The 19,635-nt window shown below is 39.5% G+C and carries 17 protein-coding genes, 2 pseudogenes and 1 riboswitch; of the genes and pseudogenes, 2 read left to right on the top strand and 17 right to left on the bottom strand.

The genetic code is table 11. The features are described from left to right. Positions 1 to 53: 53 nt before the first annotated feature. A riboswitch (TPP riboswitch) is annotated at positions 54 to 156 on the bottom strand. Positions 157 to 375: 219 nt separating this feature from the next. From ACN6NE_RS15460 to nei, 7 genes are all read right to left on the bottom strand, one after another. Next, positions 376 to 1,386, bottom strand: coding sequence for a MupG family TIM beta-alpha barrel fold protein (locus ACN6NE_RS15460; RefSeq protein WP_129706489.1), 1,011 nt, complete (start codon positions 1,384 to 1,386; stop codon positions 376 to 378). Further along, the gene (locus ACN6NE_RS15455) at positions 1,383 to 2,744 is read right to left on the bottom strand and encodes a PTS transporter subunit EIIC (RefSeq protein ID WP_129706487.1); all 1,362 of its coding nucleotides are present in this window, start codon (positions 2,742 to 2,744) and stop codon (positions 1,383 to 1,385) included. Before ACN6NE_RS15455 ends, ACN6NE_RS15460 begins: the two co-directional genes overlap by 4 nt. A gap of 91 nt (positions 2,745 to 2,835) precedes the next feature. Further along, a complete protein-coding gene (locus ACN6NE_RS15450) occupies positions 2,836 to 3,690 on the bottom strand; it encodes a MurR/RpiR family transcriptional regulator (protein WP_129706485.1) in 855 nt (284 codons plus the stop codon). Between the two features lie 12 nt (positions 3,691 to 3,702). Then, positions 3,703 to 4,608, bottom strand: a complete 906-nt coding sequence (gene murQ / locus ACN6NE_RS15445; RefSeq protein ID WP_129706483.1) for an N-acetylmuramic acid 6-phosphate etherase — start codon at positions 4,606 to 4,608, stop codon at positions 3,703 to 3,705. A gap of 156 nt (positions 4,609 to 4,764) precedes the next feature. After that, a complete protein-coding gene (locus ACN6NE_RS15440; protein ID WP_129706481.1) occupies positions 4,765 to 6,144 on the bottom strand; it encodes a DUF6612 family protein in 1,380 nt (459 codons plus the stop codon). A 216-nt stretch (positions 6,145 to 6,360) separates the two neighbouring features. Further along, on the bottom strand, positions 6,361 to 6,738 hold the full coding sequence (locus tag ACN6NE_RS15435) for an FAS1-like dehydratase domain-containing protein (RefSeq protein WP_013055587.1): 378 nt from the start codon (positions 6,736 to 6,738) through the stop codon (positions 6,361 to 6,363). A gap of 105 nt (positions 6,739 to 6,843) precedes the next feature. Then, complete coding sequence (nei, locus tag ACN6NE_RS15430; RefSeq protein ID WP_129706479.1) at positions 6,844 to 7,662, bottom strand: endonuclease VIII; 819 nt, start codon at positions 7,660 to 7,662, stop codon at positions 6,844 to 6,846. A gap of 224 nt (positions 7,663 to 7,886) precedes the next feature. Between nei and ACN6NE_RS15425 the strand changes: the two are divergent. Both ACN6NE_RS15425 and ACN6NE_RS15420 read left to right on the top strand, forming a co-directional pair. Continuing rightward, positions 7,887 to 8,066, top strand: a pseudogene (locus tag ACN6NE_RS15425) (DUF3231 family protein); the annotation flags it as partial. A gap of 33 nt (positions 8,067 to 8,099) precedes the next feature. Further along, positions 8,100 to 8,615, top strand: coding sequence for a DUF3231 family protein (locus ACN6NE_RS15420; RefSeq protein WP_306461250.1), 516 nt, complete (start codon positions 8,100 to 8,102; stop codon positions 8,613 to 8,615). Positions 8,616 to 8,791: 176 nt separating this feature from the next. Here ACN6NE_RS15420 and ACN6NE_RS15415 read toward each other — a convergent pair whose 3' ends face one another. The 10 genes and pseudogenes from ACN6NE_RS15415 to ACN6NE_RS15370 all read right to left on the bottom strand — a co-directional run bounded on the left by ACN6NE_RS15415 (position 8,792) and on the right by ACN6NE_RS15370 (position 19,548). After that, positions 8,792 to 9,808, bottom strand: a complete 1,017-nt coding sequence (locus ACN6NE_RS15415) for a FecCD family ABC transporter permease (protein WP_129706909.1) — start codon at positions 9,806 to 9,808, stop codon at positions 8,792 to 8,794. Between the two features lie 5 nt (positions 9,809 to 9,813). Then, positions 9,814 to 10,848, bottom strand: coding sequence for a FecCD family ABC transporter permease (locus ACN6NE_RS15410; protein WP_474325846.1), 1,035 nt, complete (start codon positions 10,846 to 10,848; stop codon positions 9,814 to 9,816). A 79-nt stretch (positions 10,849 to 10,927) separates the two neighbouring features. After that, positions 10,928 to 11,872, bottom strand: coding sequence for an ABC transporter substrate-binding protein (locus ACN6NE_RS15405; RefSeq protein ID WP_129706475.1), 945 nt, complete (start codon positions 11,870 to 11,872; stop codon positions 10,928 to 10,930). A 132-nt stretch (positions 11,873 to 12,004) separates the two neighbouring features. Further along, positions 12,005 to 12,220 (bottom strand): hypothetical protein, encoded by a 216-nt coding sequence (locus ACN6NE_RS15400; RefSeq protein ID WP_165351681.1) that lies wholly within the window; start codon positions 12,218 to 12,220, stop codon positions 12,005 to 12,007. Between the two features lie 126 nt (positions 12,221 to 12,346). After that, positions 12,347 to 13,537 (bottom strand): acyl-CoA dehydrogenase family protein, encoded by a 1,191-nt coding sequence (locus tag ACN6NE_RS15395; RefSeq protein WP_474325845.1) that lies wholly within the window; start codon positions 13,535 to 13,537, stop codon positions 12,347 to 12,349. 15 nt (positions 13,538 to 13,552) lie between these two features. Beyond that, a pseudogene (locus ACN6NE_RS15390) lies at positions 13,553 to 14,417 on the bottom strand (LLM class flavin-dependent oxidoreductase). Between the two features lie 107 nt (positions 14,418 to 14,524). Continuing rightward, on the bottom strand, positions 14,525 to 15,706 hold the full coding sequence (locus ACN6NE_RS15385) for an acyl-CoA dehydrogenase family protein (RefSeq protein ID WP_129706469.1): 1,182 nt from the start codon (positions 15,704 to 15,706) through the stop codon (positions 14,525 to 14,527). After that, entirely contained in the window at positions 15,703 to 17,088 is a 1,386-nt protein-coding gene (locus ACN6NE_RS15380; RefSeq protein ID WP_129706467.1) for an LLM class flavin-dependent oxidoreductase, read from the bottom strand. The genes ACN6NE_RS15385 and ACN6NE_RS15380 overlap by 4 nt, the downstream gene beginning before the upstream one ends. 307 nt (positions 17,089 to 17,395) lie before the next feature. Further along, on the bottom strand, positions 17,396 to 18,055 hold the full coding sequence (locus ACN6NE_RS15375; protein ID WP_014461428.1) for an HAD family hydrolase: 660 nt from the start codon (positions 18,053 to 18,055) through the stop codon (positions 17,396 to 17,398). A 107-nt stretch (positions 18,056 to 18,162) separates the two neighbouring features. After that, complete coding sequence (locus tag ACN6NE_RS15370) at positions 18,163 to 19,548, bottom strand: APC family permease (protein WP_129706463.1); 1,386 nt, start codon at positions 19,546 to 19,548, stop codon at positions 18,163 to 18,165. Positions 19,549 to 19,635: the final 87 nt, after the last annotated feature.

The following is a 19,635-nucleotide window of genomic DNA, read 5'->3' as shown; positions in this document are numbered from 1 at the left end:
TTATATACAAAAAATTATTATAACGAGTTCGTAAGGAAATACCATACAAAACATCCATTACAATACCTCTTTCCTACGCTAGTATTACCTAGTTCAGGTTATAAGGGTTAAGACTTCTCGTCTCTCTCAGCTTAGAAAGCACCCCTAGTGGCGTTGTATCTCTATAAAATTAAACGATTATCATATGTTTACCTGTAATAGTTTTATCATAGTAAAGCGTTTTATTCAATAGAAAGGTTCATGATTCAGCCATGAAAATATTTTCCTTTTTAGTAAAATAAAAAGCACACACTTGTTTCAAGCAGTGTGTGCTCTTTACTTTTATAAGCTTACTAGTTAGCTATCGGCTTCTTTAAAAATACGCGGTTTTTCCATTTAGACAGTGACAAGCTCAAGTTTTTGCCCCGGCCTCACTAACGAAATCAGCTCATGATCTTCCTCTATCACATACCCAATCACGTTAACGTTAGCATTGGCAGGCAAATTCGTTTTAGCTATTTGAACCTCTCCTCTGTAACGTCCGTAGCCATCGTTGTCCATTGTAATTGCTCCGATTCTGCGTTCTACTGTATGACATGGCGGCACTGGTTTTACAGATCGAGTATCAACTAAACGCAGAACGTCTCTTGATACATCCGGACGCACGCTGTACGTTCCCTCTATATGAGGTGAACGAATGCGCAGCGGAATAATGCGGCTTTCTTGATATTGAACTAAACGCTTTAATAAACTCGAACCCGGGTATGGATCTCCAATATAAACCTCCGCTACTCCGCATCTGTATAAATCTACTGCAGAGGTAAAAGGACATCTATTACGGTCTTTTTCTCTAGTAGGAAGACCTTGATAAATAGGGCCTCTTTTTTCGCCTTCTCCAGGAATATAAGCGCAGACTGGAATACGAAGTTCATTAAATAAATCTGTCTGTTGTTGAAAAAACGTTTCTTCAAGTCCTGTTTCAGGCCGCGGATAAAAATTATGCCATGCAAGCAGCTGATGATGATGAAGCCCTGCAGATAAGAGCGCTTCAATTTCTTGTTTGGATAACGTACTTGCATTAACAGCAATATAAAATTCATTCGCAAGTGAAAGAGTTTCTTCTACACTAAAGCCATCGTCTAGTCTAATACCAGGTACGCCAAGTGAAGATAGCGACATAAGGCTTTCAATACCTAAATGAACCGGCGTATGCTTGGATACGTCTGCATACACGCTTATTCCACAATCTCTAGCCACATGAAGCAATTCTTTTGCCCGTTCAGCCAAATCTCCTTTTTCTTCTGGAATGTGAAGCGAAGTGAATGCACGTGTGACACCGCACTCACTCGCTTCTATTAATTTTTTTTCGGCATCACTATCATTTAAATAAAACGAAATACCAATCATTCAAACTCCCTCGCCATTTCATCGTTAAATCCAAAGAAATAGGTACAAATAAAGCCTGCTGCGTAAGCAATAACTAATCCAAGTAAATAAAGAAGAATTTGATGCGCATGAACTAAAAAAGTAAGAGGCAAACCTGATACTCCCACTGCTACAGTTGCAATATGAAATTGCGCCTGAAACGCTCCGCCGATTCCAGCTCCGAGACAAGCGGTTAAGAATGGACGCCCTAAAGGAAGTGTGACTCCAAAAATAAGCGGCTCTCCGATTCCAAGCAGCCCTGAAGGAAGAGCGCCTCCAATTGCTCGCTTTAAACGTTTTTTCTTTGTTTTGATATAAATAGCAAAAGCGGCACCTACCTGACCAGCTCCGCCCATTGCTAGTATAGGAAGAAGCGGATCATCTCCAATTGAATTGATAAGCTCTAAATGAACAGGAGTAAGACCTTGATGCAGTCCTGTAATGACGAGCGGCAAGAACGTTGCTCCTAAAACAAAGCCTGCTACAACTCCTCCAACCTCTAAAACTCCTAAAAGGCCTTTTGTGATTCCGTCTGAAATCAAGCCGCCGATTGGCATGAAAACTACATACGTAATAATGCCTGTAATTAACACCGTAACGGTCGGTGTAATAATAATATCCAGTGACTGAGGGACAAATTTACGCACTCGTTTTTCCACTACGGCCATAAAGATTGCTGCAAGCAACACGCCTATTAAGCCGCCCCGCCCCGGCAAAAGTGCTTCACCAAAAAGTTTAATATCAGCTACGGCAGGATTAATGACTAAAATACCGGCTAAGCCTCCTAGAGCCGGCGAACCACCAAATTCTTTTGCCGCATTAATACCTACTAAAATACCAAGATAAGCAAATAAGCCGCTTCCGATAACGGTTAAAAGAATAGCAATCTGTGAATCTGCCGGAAGCCACTTCGCTTGAACAGCTGCTTTTGTCACTCCGGTGATAAGTCCGGAGGCTACAAGAGCAGGTATTAACGGAATAAAAATACTCGCAATTCGGCGAAGCAAGAGCTTAAACGGAGTTGCATTTTTTTCTTTCAGCTCCGATTTCCGCTGAGCCGCACGATTTTCTAAATTAATACCGTCAGATTCATCAATTAACTTTCCAAATTCCTCTGTTACTTTGTTTACTTTTCCAGGACCAATAATGATTTGCAGCGTTTCTTCTTCAACTAATCCGAGAACGCCTTCAAGCTTTCGTATATCTGCCTTTTTTACAATTGAATCATCTTTTACAGTCACGCGCAGCCGAGTCATACAATGCGTATACGCTTCAATATTCGATGCTCCCCCAAGCATCTCCAAAATAACCTTTGCTAATTGATGATTATCTAAAGACATGTTAATCCCCCTTTGTATTTTTCCTCTTAGATGGACACGGTACTGAGGAAACAGACCACAAAATCCCCTTTTTTGTAATCGCTTTCTTTTTTTATTTCTTAGTTTTCAAAAACTGAATGGCATCCCTTGTTTTATCAATATACTCAATCGTCTGGTCATACTGCTGCGCTGCAATACTTAAAAATAACACATCAATCACATAAAGCTGGGCTAAACGAGACGATGTAGCTGCGCTTCGAAACGGCGCTTCTTGAGAATAAGACGTATACAAACAAATATCTGCTAAAGACGAAACGGTAGACTGTCCGTACTTGGTTAAGCTAATTGTCTTTACTCCGTGATTTTTAGCTAAAGATAAGACGTTGCTTACTTCAGGAGTCTCCCCTGAAAAAGAGATGCCCACAACTACATCGTCTTTACTTGCATTTGCGATGAGTGTAGCTGCTAGATGGCTATCTGCAAAAGCCGTCGCATTTTTATTAATTCGAAGAAATTTTTGCTGCGCATCCATAGCAATAATATGTGAAGCACCGATTCCAAAAAAATGAATGTTTTTGGCTTCAATCAGCGCCAAAACAGCCCGCTCTGCTTCTTTGTAATTCACAAGCTCGGCCGTATCACTTAGACTTTGAATGCTGTTGCTTGCCGTTTTTTTGACAATAGATTGAATCGTTTCATTTGTTTCAATATCCCGGTATCCTTGCTCCGTATCTCTAGCTAAATCACCGGCTACTCTTACCTTTAATTCTTGAAACCCGCTAACCCCGATAGATTTACACAAACGAATAACAGCAGCACTGCTCGCATTCGCTAGTCTACCTAATTCTCCAGCCGTACTGTTTACCACAGTATGCGGGTTGTTTAAAATATATTCAGCAATTTTCCTCTCCGAATCAGGAAGCTTAGCCACCGTGTTTTTAATCATTGTTAATCCGCCTGTTGACATCGTTTCTCTCCTTTATACGTAATGTTCAATCGCTTTTCTCACATAACCGCCCGCATTATTCAGTAACATCTTTGCGGTGTCGTAATTTTCATTTGTTTTGATCATAACCACTGCTGTTTTTACCTCATTATTTGCTTCTTCAAGCGTTTGACTTGCTTGTTCATAAGAAACACCTGTAATTTTACAAATAATACCTATCGCTCGTTCTTTAAGCTTTTCGTTACTCACATGAACATCTATCATTAAGTTTTCATACGCTTTTCCTGCTTTGATCATAGCCGCGGTAGAAATCATGTTAAGAATCATTTTATGAGCGCTTGCTGCTTTTAACCTTGTGGAACCTGTTAGTACTTCCGGACCTACTACCACCTCAATACTATGGTCCGCTTCTTTTCCAATAAGAGAATTACCATTGCAAGACAGCGCCACCGTTTTAGCTTTTACAGATTTTGCATATCTTAATGCACCAATCACGTAAGGAGTGCGTCCGCTTGCAGCAATTCCAATGACTGTGTCTCGTTCATTCAAATAAATTTTTTGTAAATCTGCTGCTCCCAATTCTTCTTTATCTTCAGCACCTTCAACTGCTTTAACAAATGCTTTTTCTCCTCCAGCCATCAATCCCTGTACCTGATCAGGATTGGTACTGAAAGTAGGCGGGCATTCAACAGCATCCAATACTCCCAGCCTTCCGCTTGTTCCTGCTCCGACATAAATAAGCCGGCCTTCCTTTTGAAACGATTCACTTACAAATTCAACTGCCACCTCTACGTCTGGAAGTACTTTTTGTACAGCCAGCGCCACTTTTTGATCTTCTTTATTCATTATGTTTAAAATTTCTTTTGTACTAGCTGTATCTATCTTCATTGTCTGTTCGTTTTGGGACTCTGTTGTTAATAACGTAAGCTCTTCATTCATCTTTTGGGCTCCTTTTTCATCATGTAGTGAAGTTATGGTTATTATAATTTGTTTGAAATATAATTTCAATAATTTATTTTATTTTTTAAAATTATATTTCAAACAAACATAAAAAAAGACTTCAGGCATATAGCTGAAATCTTTTTTTATGTCTATTTATGATTGTTGAGCAAATGTTAACAGATACTCATCTTGCATTAAAACTTCGTAATCTTTTTCACCATTTCTTACGACGTGTACAGGGACTGTTTTTGCCGAAAGTAATTCAACTGGCTCACGATAGCGTTTTGCTACTCCGTCAATAAGTTCGTTTACTAACTGTTCGTTACTCAGCTCACCCGCCTGATATTTTTCTGCAAGTGGTGTCATGACTTCCGCTAATACACTTGCATCGTTAAATCCTTGAATTTCGACTTGTACGACGTACGCATCATCTTCATCACTATACGCTGCATCTTTAATTTTATATTTTGTAGATGAAAGAGCTTTTAGAAAAGCGCTGCTTACTTCGTTTAACTGCTCGTCGGTTATATTTGAGCTCAATGATGATAAAGCACCTTTAAAATTCGTTTCAAAAAACTCTACAAACGAACTCTTTTGGAACTCCCCTTTTTCTTTTACCTGTTTCTTATCTTGCTGATTCGGATGTTTAGCAGCAAATTGATCTGTATTTTGATAAACAGTTGCTTGAATTAAAGCATCCACGTATTGTCCCGCTTCCTTGGCATAGACAGCTTGCTTTTCTTTACTTGGTGTTTCGGTGCTGCTATCTTTAGAAGCAGTAGCGGCTTTTGCTTCCACTTTTGGTTTTGTTACATTGTCTAATTGGTTATATGTATACGTATACGTTTGCTTAGACTTTGAGTTTTCTGTTTTTCCGTCTACTTTAACTGAATACGACTGATTTTTTACTACTTTCTTTATTTGCTTCGTTTCTTTATCAATTGTCACAACAAGCGAAAAATCTTTTCCTTTAATTTGGTCAAGGTCTACAGCGGTATCGCTGCCTTGGTTTGTTATTTTATAATAAGCTTTAGCATCACCTGCTACAATTTTTTGCTTTTTGTCTTTGCCTCCGTTAAATGTTAATACATACTCTTTGTCTTTTTCGGTGACGTCAAATTCATTTGGAAGATTTTTATCATATTTTTGATAGTAGCGTATTGGATTTTGTTGAAGCTCCATAGCGTTATTAATTAAAGCCACAACGTACTTTTTTTCTTCTCCCTGTACTTTTGTGCTTTCTTCTCCAGCCACAGCTAACGTTTCATCACCATCATGATACATCTTCAATTCTTCGCCGTTCATTTTTGTGTTAATGTAACCTGCTTTACTTTTAAAATCAAACTCTTGTACTCCGTTTACTTGGTAATCAGAGGATCCTTCTTCTTTTCCAGTGACCTTCACTTGAACATTTTTCACCTTTTCTTGTGCTTCTTTCACGTCACCCGTTAATTCCTCTGAAGACGGCATCCCACATGCCGAAAGCAATAGAGCGAATGATAGTGCTAAGCCTGTATTCATTATTTTTTTCATATAAGAAACTCCTTTTTCAAATATTTTTCCAAAAATAAGAATCTATGTACTTAGTAAATACACATTTTTACCATTTACGAAACTAAACTTCACTAAATTACCATATTTACATTTAAATGTTAACCAACAAAAGAAGGAAATTGCACAATAAAAAAGTCACGAATCCGTGACTTTTCTAACAACATTCATAACTTATTTTTTGTTAACGCTTTTATTTTAATCTCTAATAATTCCATTACTTGTCCCTATCAGTACTTCTTTACCTTGTTGATTTCGATACACTGATTTGATTTTCACTTTTTGAAAACCATCTGCTTTTTCTACTTCAGTTAATATGCATTCACAGGTAACTGTATCTCCTGCAAAAACTGGACGAAGAAATTCACTCACCATTTCTCTTGCAATGTAGTTTAAGTCTCCTCCTATTTTTGTCCCAATACTAGCAGTCATAAGTCCATGCACCATTAGCCGCCCTTTTTCGTCACGTTCTATATGATGTTTGCCCCGGTCTCCGGTCATCTCCGCAAACTGCATGATTTCTTCCTCTTGAAACGTTCTTTGCCACGTGAATGTATCTCCTGCTTTACATTCCATCTTATCCATCCCCTTAAGATTATGACTTTACTTTTTAACTATATCACAAAAATGAACGGTCATTCATTTCTACATCAAAAAAAATAGCAGAATAAATATATCCTGCTATTTTTGACAAGTAGGACAGTAATAAAGCCTTCTAGAAGCAGCTTGCATTTTTAAGATAGGCGTGCCGTCAATTCGGCAAGCTTCTCCTTCACGGTTAAAAACCCAGTGGCGGTATTCAGAGCGCTTTTGGCCTTTCTTTTTTAACCTTTCAGCAAGCTTTACATCATTTGTAATACCACCTGTTTCATAGGACTGTTTTACAAGAGAAATGGTTGCTTCAGCTGCCTTTTTAAGCTGTTCTTCCGTGCAGTCTACCGGACGAGCTGCAGGATTAATTCCCGCTACAAATAGGATTTCACTGCGCAAATAATTTCCAATCCCCGCTATAAAGCTTTGGTCTAGCAGCAGCGACGCCCATTTTCTGCGGTAAAATGGCTTAGAGTAAAAGCGATCTAAAAGCTCATCTGCCGTTACTTCTTCACTTAAAATATCCGGACCTACTCTTGATACAAAAGGATGAGCAGAAACTTCTTCATCACGCAATACTTCAATATCAGAAGCGCTATAGAGCAGCGCTGATTTCTTTTCATTATGAATAGCAAGACGCAGCTGTCTGTTTGTAGATGGATAATTGTAAGACGAACGTACATACCATTTTCCATAAAGCTGATTATGTGAATAAATGGTATAGCCGTTGTCAAAACGAATAAGCATAGCCTTCCCTTTTGTATCTACCCTTTTAATACGAGCACCCGTTAATACTTCTTCGTAATGCTGTAAAGATGGAAAAGCAAACCATATCTCTCTAACGGGAAAACTGATAATCGCTTTTTCCACTTCATCGGCTGCTCGTCTAATTTCTGGACCTTCTGGCATATAATGAAACTCCTTTCTTGCCTGACTTTCTTCATTTATTATTTCGGTTTTATTTCTGCTTTGCAAGAAAGAAGCGGTTGAACTCTTCTTTTCCTAAAAGAACCTTTAAATTATGCATGACGGTTACTCTTATAGTAAAATATTGATACCTTTTTTTACTTTCTATAGTGTTTATCTTACTTCCTTTGACTTATACTAGTTGATAACCTTAATTATTTTCGGATTCTTTTTATTTGCTTTATTTGAAGCATATTTCAAATGTCCTTCTGCTATCAGCAACTACGGGCGTCGATGTTGCCGCAAGAAGTGATGTACGATCTTTTTTTCGCAGCTTGCTATTAAAAACAGAAAAGCTTAATCAAACGATTACAGATTTGTTGTTAGAAAAACAAATTTTTATAGAGCTTCCTCCTATTCCTATTGCAGATGCGTCTGATATGAACGATAAAGAACTCTTCTTGGGAAGCTATTTTGATGAAAAGCGGCCGTTAACGGTCATTGAAATTTCTCATATCGTGTCAAGCATACAGACGAACTTAATTGCAAAGGATTTAATTTTAGGGTTTGCTCGAACAGCTCCTTCTCAGGAAATTCAAGCTTTTTTGTTAAAGGGTAGAGAGCAGATACAGCAGCACATTGAATCCCTGTCACAACCGCTAATGGTAGAAAACATACCGGTCACAATGAAGTGGGATTACGGAATAGAAAAGTCTTCCGTTCCTCCATTTTCAGAAAAACTCATGATGTTTCACCTAGCTGCGATGATTACTGAAAATGTACGTGGATATGGGCTTGCGATGTCAACGAGCCCGCGTTTAGATCTCGCTTTAAACTATACAAACTTCACGAATGAAATTTTGGAATACGCCAAAGAAGTATCAAGAATAAGTATTGAACAAGGATGGCTAGAAGAGCCTCCGCATATTTTATTCCCAAAAATTCATTTGGAATAAAAATGAGATTGGGACATAGCGAAATGAACCCAATCTAAAGACGAGCAATAGGGATATATGAGTTGGACTGCTTGTGAAACCTACGTTCACCATGATTACAAAAAAACACGAACTATTCATCCATTTTTGATGGATAGTTCGTGTTTAACTTTAACTACACTACTTTTGTCACAGCCTCATTTTTTAGATTCTCTCCACAGTAAATAAAGAAAATACGGAGCGCCGATAAGGCCAATGATTAATCCGGCCGGAATTTCAATCGGAGGAGCAATTCCTCTCCCAATTAAATCTGCTGCTAGTACAAACAAAGCGCCAAGCAAAGCGGCTGTAGGAATCAATTTTTTGTGTCTCGGTCCCACTAACCGTTTGGCCACATGAGGAATAATAAGCCCTACAAAGCCAATGGTGCCAACAACCGATACAACCGCAGCCGTCATTGCCACCGCGCTTGCTAGCAATACTAGACGAATTAACTCTACTCTAGCCCCTAGTCCTCGAGCCACTTCATCACCTAAATGAATCAAATCTAATCGGGCAGCTAACAGCCAAATCAGCGGTAATAATATAATCACCCAGGGAAGTAAACCAATTAATTGATCCCATGTCCTTCCCCATAAGCTGCCGCTCAGCCAAATCAGTGCCGCATTTACGTTTGGATTTGCTTTTGAAATTAACAAGTGAATACCGGATGAACAAAAAGCGCTGACTGCTACACCTATTAATGCAAATCGAATAGGTTCTACTCCTTTTTTATAAGCAAGCAAATAGACGATGACAAAAACAAGCGAGCCTCCTGCAAACGCAGCGGCGGATAAAACAGATGGGCTTGCTAAAGGCAGTAAAATAGTGACTGCAACAGCTGCTAATCCTGATCCGCTTGATAGACCTAATGTATCTGGACTAGCGAGCGGATTTCTCATAATGGACTGTACGACAACTCCGGACACAGCTAGGCCGACCCCCGTTAAAATAGCCAGCAAAATACGAGGCAGACGAAATTCTACTAAAATGGACGTCAAGTCAGGATCGCCAATACCAATAAAAGACGTAATAATATCTAATGGCGGTATATTAATGTCTCCTAAGCTAAGACTTATCACGCTCAGCGCTATAATTAAGACAGAAAGAATGATAAACAGGCCGACAGACTTGAATCGAGATGGCTGCTTTTTTGTTTTATTGACAGTCTGCATATAACTCATGCCTTCCTTTCCGTTTTTTTGCGTCTCGCTAAGTAAATAAAGTACGGCGTTCCGAGCAATGCCGTTACTGCCCCTACAGGAGTCTCGTACGGATATGTAATAAATCGCGACAATACGTCTGCTAACAGCAATAAAGATGCACCAAGCAGCGCGCTCATTGGCAAAACGACTCGATAATCTACGCCTATTAAATAGCGTACCATATGAGGAACAACAAGCCCTACAAATCCAATAGGACCCGCAATAGCCACTGAAACACCAGCTAATACAATCACAACAACTGCCGTGAACGCTCTAATGGCAAAGACCCGCTGCCCGAGTCCTCTAGCTACGTCATCTCCTAAAGACAACAAAGAAGATGCTCTTCCCAGACCAAAGGCAATAATCAGACCTACGATGCTAAAAGGAAGCAATACATGAACATGTCCCCAATCTCGTCCAATAACTGAACCGGTGAGCCAGAACATAACGCCTTCTGTTTTGCTTTCATTAAAAATCAGCAGCGTTTGCGTTAGAGACATAAGCATACCTTGTATAGCAACACCGGTTAAAGCAAGCTTTACATCACTGTCGCCGCCTTTAATCAACGAACTCATCACGTAAACAATAACAGCAGCAACGGTCCCGCCTAAAAATGCACCAAATACCCCGCCAATCATACTTACACCCGGCACTAAAACCGTTAAAAATACCATTGCCGCTGAGGCCCCGGCATTAATACCAAAAATACCAGGAGAAGCTAATGGATTTCTTGTTAATGCTTGCATCAACGCTCCAGCGACAGCCAAATTAGCGCCAACAAATGCCGTTACCAGTAAGCGAGGCAGACGGACAGTTTGAATAATCGACTGTTCTTTTGATCCGTCAAAATTTAGTATAGCTTGCTTAATCGTTCCAAAAGAAATATGTATAGAACCGATGGAAATAGATAAAAACATTGAAATCAGTAAAAGAATAATAACCGCAAGAAAAATAGCTATTACACGAAGCGGAGATTTGTTTCTTTTGGATAAGCCGTGAACAGCTTTCATAGTAGACTGCGCCTCCTTTCATTTGAAAGTTCATTAAAAAGAAAAAAACAATCCCGCTGGATTGTTCTTTTCTTCGTTATTATTTGCCTTCAAATAATAACTTTTCTGCTTCATCTGCAATACCATTTGCACCTTGTACACTTCGGCGAAGAGACCATTTAAATACATCAACTTCATACACTTGATTATTTTTAACCGCTTTTAGCTCTTTCCATAATGGCTGTTTTGCTAAAGGCGTATGACCTTTTTCATTTCGCATAACAATGAGTTTGTCCGGATCTGCTTTTACGAGCTGTTCCATTGTCATTTTTACACTGTACTCTTTTGTAGGATCTGTTAATGCATTTTTGAAGCCTAATTGCTCAAGAACACCCGTTGTAAAGAAATTTGAAGTTCTAGCATTAATATTACCATTTGCATCAGCGATAACAAGTACATTGCCCGGATTTTTTGGAGCTTTTGCTTTTAAATCCTTCATTTTTTGCTTATGCTCTTCTACCACTTTTTCAACTTTTGCTTTCTTGCCAACCGCTTCTCCTACTTTTAACTCTGTATTTAGTAAATCATCGTAATTAGCATTTAAGTTTTTTAACTCAATCGTTGGCGCAATTTTCGATAATTCTTTGTATACATTTTTATGACGTTCTGAATCGGCGATAATCAAATCGGGCTTCAGCAGTTTAATCGATTCCAAGCTTGGCTGCGCTCGCGTGCCAACTGATTTGTATCCTTTGATTTCTTTTAGTACATCTTTATCAATAAGCTGTTCTGCTTTATCATCATCAGCTACTCCTACAGGTTTGATACCAGCATCTAACAATGCATCAATAAAACCTAACTCTAATACGACTACTCGCTTTGGATTCTCTTTTACCTTTGTCTCTCCAAGCTCATGTTTGACCACTCTTGTTTGTTCACTTTTTTCATCAGCTGAATTTTCCTTATTCGTGCTGCTGCAGCCGATAAGCATTCCGATTGCCAGCATTGTAATAAAAGCCAGCAGTCCTATTTTTTTCTTATTCAAATGTCATTCCTCCTGCTTGTATCTTTATGTAGATAATCGACTCTTGAAACTGATAATCGTTATCATTATATCAGTTTTATCTATTTAAACAAGCTGATTCGTTATTTTTTAATTAAAAAAATTATATCTATTCTACAAAAAAAGAGATTGAGATATAGCTACATCATTCCAATCTAAAGACGAACAAATGGGATATATGAGCTGAACTGCTTGAGACACCGCTGTTGATTTCCGTGCAAGACTTTGCTTTCCGCTTGCGGCCGATGAGCCTTCTCGTCGCTTCCGCTCCTGCGGGGTCTCACCTATTCCGCTTTTCCCGCAGGAGTCTTCATCTTGCCCTCCAATCAACGTCTAGAAGCAACTCAATATATGAAACCTAGGTTCAACATCACCATAAAAAAATCCAAACGATTCATCGTTCGGATCTTCCTTCAACTAAACTACTTTTATCCCAGCCGCTTTTTAGCGGACTTTCTATGAATATGGTGTAATAGGCGGCAGTTCACTGCTAAGACACCATTTCCCTATGTCACGCAGCTTGTAAGCAATAGGATCGTGTAAGCTAATTGTCCGGGCATTGCGCCAGTATCGATCAAATTTATACTGATCAGACGTGGCTCTCGCTCCCATCCCATCAAATATAGTAGAAGTAATATGTAAGGCCGTTTTGACAGTAAATGTTTTGGCCAACGCAATGGCGACTCCGCACTCACCCCGCTGCTGTTTCGTTAGCGCATCTTCTTTTTTCCATGCATGATCAAATTCTGCAACAGCTTTTTCTATAAGTGCTGAACAAGCATGAAGATTTAAACTCATTTCACCGTATTGCTGAATAATGTAAGGATCTTGCTCCGCTGCTTCAACATCCGAACTTATCCACGGCTTTGTATGAGCCTTCACATAAGCTTTTGATTCCTCCAAAGCTCCTTGAGCAATACCGTACAATAAGTGAGTGAGCATAAGCTGAGCCAAATGCGTTCGTACCGTAGGAAAAACCTTTTGCTCTTCGGCTGCTTTATACAATATTTCTTCTTCATAAACGATAACATCTTCAAACTTTACACTTCCGCTATCCGTTTGGCGCTGTCCAAATCCGTCCCAATTATCTTCAGTAACGATTCCGGCTCTATTAGTAGGAAGTACACATAGCAATGCCTCACCGCTTCCTTCTTCTTGAGCCGATACTAACAAACGATCTGAATCGGTTGCCCCGGAACAAAAACTCTTGCTTCCGCTAAGCATTAATCGTCCATTTTCTCGAACTGCTTTTAGTCCTGAACCTCTAGGATTAAAGGCATTGCCCCAAAATAGCTGGTGAGCTGCTGTGTCTTTGTAAAAAGTTTTGTACTGCTCAGTACTTCCAAACAGAAACGTCGAACAAACCGTCAAATAATGATACCCCAACAAGTGTGCAAGTGAACTATCTGCTTTCGCAATGATATTCACGACTTTAAAAACAATCGGCCAGCCGGCTCCATAACCTCCGTATTCCTTAGGAATCGGGAGAGCTAAAAGACCGCTTTTTCTAAGCAGATTACGCTCATGTAGAGGCGTTCCACCTTCTCTATCTCTTTTTACAGCAGTTTTGGAAAACTCTTGAGCCAACTGGTTAGCCAATTCAAGGATCTTTTCTTGAGACGCTGCAATCGTTTGGGTGTTGTTCACGATTTCCCTCCTTTCTCACCTTTTAGCGGGTGTTTTATCATTCACTTTCACTTCACCAAATGGACTGATAAATGTGCGCTCGTTCTCATCGTGCTTACGCTTAACTGGAAGCCTTGGAAACAAAAGCTCTGCTGTTCGATATGCTTCTTCTAAATGGGGATATCCAGATAAAATAAATGTTTCGATACCTAACTCTGCATATTCTTTGATTCGTTGTGCCACCGTATCAGCATCTCCTACTAAAGCAGTCCCTGCTCCTCCTCGAACTAACCCTACACCAGCCCATAGATTAGGGCTTACCTCTAAGTTTGAACGATCGCCTTGAGGCAACGTCCATCGCTACAGGAGAAGAACCTCCAAAATAAAGGGGAGGATACGGTTTTTGGATTGGCGGATAAAGCACGTCTCCACCCTTAACACTCAAGTAGTCTCCTTCGAAGTGAACATCGGATTCATTTAATACCCTTCTCCATATCGTTAAAAATTCATCTGTCAGCTCATAGCGATCGTGATGGTTTAAAAACACTCCGTCTCCTTCTAACTCAACGGGATCTCCTCCTGCTACGACATTAATAAGGAGCCTTCCTTTAGAAAAGCGGTCAAACGTTGCAGCCATTCTTGCGGCTTGTGTAGGCGACATTAAACCCGGGCGTACCGCTACTAAAAACTTCAGATTTTCAGTGACTGGCACTAAAGTAGATGCAGCAATCCACGCATCTTCACATGATTTTCCCGTCGGAAGCAAAACCCCGCTATAGCCTAGCTCATCCACAGCTTGTGCAACTTGTTTGCAATAAGAATAGCTTGCAGCCCTGGCTCCTTCATGGCTTCCTAAATAACGTCCATCTCCATACGTTGGAATAAACCAAAATAACTCCACTTGTATTCGCCCCTTTTTAAAGCTACAAAAAAAAACTCCGTTATTACAAATAAACTGCAATAAGGAGCCTCAGTTGTCTGATAGCTTCATTTTTTACTATTTTTAAATCAAGCATACGGATTAGGTGTAGGGTACTGCTGATTCAACACCCAGTTCCCTACCGTTCGAAGCTTGTATTCAGCTGGATTATGAAGAGTATGAGTTCTTACATTACGCCAGAATCGGTCGTATCCGTATTCAGCATGAACCGAACGCGCTCCCATAACTTCAAATATCTTACTTGTGATATCCAGTGCAGCATTACCAGCAAAAACATTGGCAGCCGCTACGTGAACTGCTAGGTTTCCACGTTCTTCTTCCGTTAATTTTCTGCCTTTTTCCCACGCTTCATCCAATATGAGAGCTGCTTCATCTGCAAGTGCACTGGCTGCTTTTGCTTGAATCCAGAGTTCACCGTATTTTCGCAGTATACCTGGATCATCCGAAGCTTTTTCTACTCCTGATGTTAACCAAGGCCTTGTTTTAGAAGCCGTGTAATTTTGTGCTTCTTCAATTGCTCCGAAAGCGCTTCCTATAAAGACATTCGTTAAAATAATTTGCGACAGCGAGGCTCCAATAGTTGAAAAAGGAGTAGGATTTTCAACAAAATCTCGAATCACTTCATGTTCTTCTATTCGTACATTTTTAAAGTCTACATTTCCACTTCCCGTCTGTCTTTGTCCCATCGCATTCCAATCATCTTTGACGGTAATGCCTGTTCTGTCAGTAGGCACGACGCCGTTTAAATATTGCCCCGTTTCTCTGTCATTAAATGATAGCCATAAGTACTGAGAATCAGGTGAACCAGAACCGAACGCTTTCGTTCCATTTAACAGATAACCTTGTGATTGCTTATCGCCTTTTAGGCTTTCTACTAAAGGATTAGAGGCATTTCCCCAAAAAGCTTGCTGCTGAACAGATAAAGGATAAAAATAGGCCTGCTGTTCTTCTGTGCCTTTGATTCGAATATCTGAGACAAACAAGGAGTGATAGCCATATAAGTGACCTAATGCTGCATCGCCTTTCGCCAACTCTTGAACAATAGCCAAAGCCGTTGACCATTTCCCGCCTTCTCCGCCATATTTTTGAGGAATTAATAAATTTAACAGCCCGCTTTGGCGAATAGCATCTTTTTGCTGTTTAGGTGTTCCCCCTTCTTTATCTCTTTGTGCCGCATCCTTTGCAAAAGAAACGGACAGCTTTTTTGCTTGATCAAGATAAATTTCTTCCTTTACAGTTGTTGCAGTCATGTTAAACTCTCCTTTTGGCTCGTCTTTCGATACTGAGCGCCATAGTGTTCATCAGGCAAGAAATGTGATTTTTTAAATAGCTTTTCTCTATAAGTTCCTTCACTGTAATCTTTTTTGAATAAATCTCTTTCCTGCAAAACAGGAATCACTAAATCAATAAAATCAGCAAACGTTCCCGGTGTGGTCACATAAGCCATATTAAACCCATCCATGCCTGTATCGCCTATCCACTCTTCCATAAAATCAGCTACTTGTTCCGGACTTCCCACAGTAACCGGTCCCATTCCTCCGATACTGACAAATTTCACTACTTCTTCTACCGTCCACTTTCTATCGGGATCACTTATTGTAAATTTCTCTAAAGCGGAACGAACTGAATTCGTCACAATAAATTCAATGGGCTGTTCTGGTTCATAGGTAGAAACATCGATTCCCGTCCAGCCGCTAAACAGCGTAGCTGCTCCTTCAAAATTGACATAGCTCTCAAACTGAGCAAGCTTCTCCTCAGCCTCTTTTTCAGTTCGTCCAACAATTGGTGTAAATAAATTAAAAATTAATACGCTCTGTGGGTCTCTGCCTTCTGCAGCGATTTGAGCGCGCATTTTTTTCACATAATCTGCGGCTACTTTTTTAGTAGGAAAACTTGTAAAGATACACTCAGCATGTTTGGCAGCAAATTCTCTTCCTGGGGCAGAAGCTCCTGCTTGGAATAAAACTGGAGTTCGCTGTGGGGAAGGTTCTGATAAATGTACACCCGGAACACTAAACCACTTCCCTTTATGATTAATCGGATGAACCCGGTCTGGAAGTGTAAAGATCCCTTTTTCTTTATCTTTTACAACAGCTCCTTCCTCCCAACTTCCTTCCCATAATTTATAGCAAATTTCTAAAAATTCATCGGCAATATCATAGCGGGTTTCATGCGTAAAATGTTCTTCTAATCCTAGATTAATTGACCCGCTTTCAAGATATGAAGTCACAATATTCCATGCAATACGTCCATTTGTTAAATGGTCCAACGTCGAAAATTTTCGCGCAAACGCATAAGGCTTCTCATAAGTAGTAGACACCGTTACCCCAAACCCTAAATGCTTTGTGGCATATGCCATAGCGGAAATAAGCGCAGTTGGTTCATTCACTGGAAGCTGAGCAGCTTGTTTAAGAGCTCCTTCGTTACTTTTCCTGTAAACGTCATAAATACCTAATACATCGGCTAAAAACAAACCGTCAAACTTTCCTTTTTCCAATAGCTTAGCTAACTTCACCCAGTAATCTAACGTTTTATATTCGGCCGCCTGATCACTTGGGTACGTCCACAAACCAGGTGTCTGATGTACAACACAATTCATATCAAACGCATTTAAATAAATATGTTTCCCCATAGAAACCTCCAAAACTAATTAAATACATAAATTAACTAAGAATTAAATCTGTTTGGAAGTAATCTTAAAACATATTCTTCCAGAGTGTCAATAAAACTTCTCTCTTTATAATGAAACATAAATGAAGCTATTACTAATGCTGAATTAGGATTTCTTTAAAGCTTATTGACTTATTATTGCAACAACTAAAAAAACACTACGACGGCGTCTATAACCCTGTAGATAATCCTTTTGATTTGACTGAAGAAGCAGTAAAACAATAAAAAAAGCGCCACATTTTCTTTTGAAAAATGTGGCGCTTTTAGCGTTAGTCTTCAATACAAAGATACTGAATCACTTCTTTTAAACTTTTCTCTTTCATCGATTCGATGTGTAAGTGATATCTTTCGAATGACAGATGTTTAGTTAACGGATTTGGTACAATCACACAGCGCAAGCCTGCTGCCATAGCAGCTTTTGCTCCATTAGAAGAATCTTCAAATGCTAAAGCTTCAGAGGGCTCTACTCCTAGCTTTTCAATTGCATTTCGGTAAAGAGCCGGATCTGGCTTCACTTTTTCTACATCATCGCGCGTTTGAATGACTTCAAAATAGTGCAGCAAATCTAGCTCTTTTAAAAATGCTGTTACCCAGTCTCGATATGAGCTGCTTGCTAAACCAATTTTTAATCCAAGTTCTTTTGCTTCTGCCAAGTACTCCGCTACACCTTCTCGGGCTACTAATGATTTCATTTTTTCTTGATGACGTCTTAACGATTCTTGAGCTAGTTCCTCTTTTGTGAACTCATTGTTAAACTGCTGAAGCAAGTAATCGTAAAGTGCCGTAGCATCCGTTCCCACATAAGAAGCAAACGTTGCAATCGGTAGATCTACTCCCCTGTCTTCTAACATTTCGCGGTACACCTCGTACCATACAGATTCTGTATCAATAATTAATCCATCAAAATCAAACACAACTGCTTTAATCATAATTTACCTACCTTTTTCTATCTTATCGTTCTTACATAGTAACACGTTCAAAATACGTAATCCATAAATGTGGCTTCCTTAATAAGATAGGCTTAAACAGGTAGTTTCTATCCTTGCTTTTCTCCGACTTTCATCAAAGGTGACATTTCTTCTGTTTCCTTAAACTCAATGGAAGACAGCTGCCTTCTAAAACCTTTCGTTGCATACACTAAATAAACTAAACCGGCAATCGCCCAGCCAATACCAAGTAAAAATGAATTGCGCTCCAAGTTAAGCCATAAAACGCCAATCGCTGCTGCTCCTAATAGTGGCATAATAATGTATGACCAAAAACCTTTAGCCGACCGGTGCTGCTTTTGATGAACAGCATAGTGCGCAATAACCGAAATATTAACAAAAGAAAACGCAATGAGTGCTCCAAAATTAATAAATGACGTAGCCGTTGCCAAACTGAAGAAAATGGCAGTTGCTGATACAACTCCGACTAATACAATATTTCGAGAGGGAGTGCGCAGCTTAGGATGAACATAACCAAAAAATGACTGAGGTAAAATTCGATCGCGTCCCATTACGTATAATAAACGCGAAACGCTTGCATGCGATGACATGCCTGACGATAATGTTCCTGCAATTCCTCCAGCTAAAAAGACAATTTGAAACAGCGTACCGCTCACATACATAGCAATTTCAGGAGCTGCAGCGTCTGGATGCTTGAATCCTTCTAACGTTGGAAAAACCGCTTGAATAAAATAAGATGTCACGGTAAACATGACTCCTCCGATTAACGCAACTAAAAAAATAGCTTGTGGAATCGTTTTTTTAGGATTAGGCGTTTCTTCTGATAACATAGCCACTGCATCAAATCCTAAATAGGAAAAACACATAAGTGTGGCTCCCGCTATTAGTCCTGATGACGTCATGTTCTGATTAAAGAAAGGCTTCATAGAAAAAAGAGTACCTTCCCCCATTCCGCCTAACAAGGCTTTGATTGAAACAGCAACAAACAATACTAAAATCGTCATTTGAAATACAACAAGAAACGTATTGAAATTGGCGGTGAAATTAACGCTTCGTAAATTTAGCAGCGTAACGATAATGACGAAGCTGACAACCCAAATCCACGATGGTACCGAAGGAAAAATAGATGATAAATAAATTTGAAAAATAAGTGCGTTAACCATCGGTAAAAAGAGATAATCCATTAGTGCAGACCAGCCAACTAAGAACCCTAAATGTGGATTGATTGTCTTTTGCGTATACGTATAAGCTGACCCTGCATTTGGAAACACTTGAATCATCTTTTTGTAGCTTACTGCCGTGAGAAGCATCCCGACAAGGGCTATGATATAAGACGTGGGAACGTGTCCATTTGTCATATCAGACGCAATCCCAAACGTATCAAACACTACCATCGGAGTCATATATCCGATCCCCATTAATACAATCTGCCATAATTTCAACGACCTTTTTAATGTTACTGTTTCATGTTTCATTTATCTTCCCCCTTCTATTTATTGAGAACATTCCGACAATTAAACCCATAAATACCTGTATTTAATTTCTTTATATAAAAATGAATG

The sequence above is a fragment of the Priestia sp. 53B2 genome (assembly GCF_056099005.1).
This window is presented reverse-complemented; position numbering and strand designations above follow the sequence as displayed.

Excerpts from the sequence above, each read along its gene's own strand:
- ACN6NE_RS15460 (WP_129706489.1), bottom strand. The coding sequence starts at position 1,386 with ATGATTGGTATTTCGTTTTATTTAAATGATAGTGATGCCGAAAAAAAA.
- ACN6NE_RS15455 (WP_129706487.1), bottom strand. The coding sequence starts at position 2,744 with ATGTCTTTAGATAATCATCAATTAGCAAAGGTTATTTTGGAGATGCTT.
- ACN6NE_RS15450 (WP_129706485.1), bottom strand. The coding sequence starts at position 3,690 with ATGTCAACAGGCGGATTAACAATGATTAAAAACACGGTGGCTAAGCTT.
- murQ (WP_129706483.1), bottom strand. The coding sequence starts at position 4,608 with ATGAATGAAGAGCTTACGTTATTAACAACAGAGTCCCAAAACGAACAG.
- ACN6NE_RS15440 (WP_129706481.1), bottom strand. The coding sequence starts at position 6,144 with ATGAAAAAAATAATGAATACAGGCTTAGCACTATCATTCGCTCTATTG.
- ACN6NE_RS15435 (WP_013055587.1), bottom strand. The coding sequence starts at position 6,738 with ATGGAATGTAAAGCAGGAGATACATTCACGTGGCAAAGAACGTTTCAA.
- nei (WP_129706479.1), bottom strand. The coding sequence starts at position 7,662 with ATGCCAGAAGGTCCAGAAATTAGACGAGCAGCCGATGAAGTGGAAAAA.
- ACN6NE_RS15420 (WP_306461250.1), top strand. The coding sequence starts at position 8,100 with ATGAACGATAAAGAACTCTTCTTGGGAAGCTATTTTGATGAAAAGCGG.
- ACN6NE_RS15415 (WP_129706909.1), bottom strand. The coding sequence starts at position 9,808 with ATGCAGACTGTCAATAAAACAAAAAAGCAGCCATCTCGATTCAAGTCT.
- ACN6NE_RS15410 (WP_474325846.1), bottom strand. The coding sequence starts at position 10,848 with ATGAAAGCTGTTCACGGCTTATCCAAAAGAAACAAATCTCCGCTTCGT.
- ACN6NE_RS15385 (WP_129706469.1), bottom strand. The coding sequence starts at position 15,706 with ATGACTGCAACAACTGTAAAGGAAGAAATTTATCTTGATCAAGCAAAA.
- ACN6NE_RS15380 (WP_129706467.1), bottom strand. The coding sequence starts at position 17,088 with ATGGGGAAACATATTTATTTAAATGCGTTTGATATGAATTGTGTTGTA.
- ACN6NE_RS15375 (WP_014461428.1), bottom strand. The coding sequence starts at position 18,055 with ATGATTAAAGCAGTTGTGTTTGATTTTGATGGATTAATTATTGATACA.
- ACN6NE_RS15370 (WP_129706463.1), bottom strand. The coding sequence starts at position 19,548 with ATGAAACATGAAACAGTAACATTAAAAAGGTCGTTGAAATTATGGCAG.